Origin of the sequence: Sphingobium sp. D43FB (assembly GCF_002312805.1) — a bacterium.
GTDB lineage: Bacteria > Pseudomonadota > Alphaproteobacteria > Sphingomonadales > Sphingomonadaceae > Sphingobium.
Window position 1 is genome coordinate 1 of the sequence record NZ_NMUA01000189.1, and the last position, 479, is coordinate 479.

Below are 479 nucleotides of genomic sequence, written 5' to 3' on the forward strand. Positions count from 1 at the left end.
AGTGCTGCAAAAACTCCCATAACGTCCTCCACGTTCGACTCCGGCCGAGCGCCGAAGCGGCAATGACATCCTACCGCAACAAAGCGGAGGTCGAGTGTGGCGATTACGTTAAGTGGTGTAGGTTCGCCTGCGGTAGTCACAGCGACCTCCGGCTAAGCCGGGCTGATCAAGCTGCCATGGCAGGCATTGTGATGATGTGATTATCGCTTAAACCTGAGACGCTCTCAAGTGTCATGCAGCGGCAGCGCTGGACGGCCCATTCGTCGTTCTGTTTCAGAAGGATAGCGCCAACAAGGCGGGTGATTGCCTCTTCGTCGGTGAAGATACCGACGACATCGGTGCGCCGCTTGATTGCCGCGCGACAATCAGGATGAGAGAGCAGCGTCAATCAAGATGAGAATCGCCACCTGCTGATGCGGCGTAGGGCGTAGCCCGGAGCCGGATCAGCAGGTGGCGATGTCGCCCTTTCCGGGGCGTTT

General features: G+C 58.2%; 1 pseudogene. It reads right to left on the bottom strand.

The window, feature by feature from the left end:
- Window positions 1-166: 166 nt before the first annotated feature.
- Window positions 167-352, bottom strand: a pseudogene (locus tag SxD43FB_RS23965) (transposase); the annotation flags it as partial.
- Window positions 353-479: the final 127 nt, after the last annotated feature.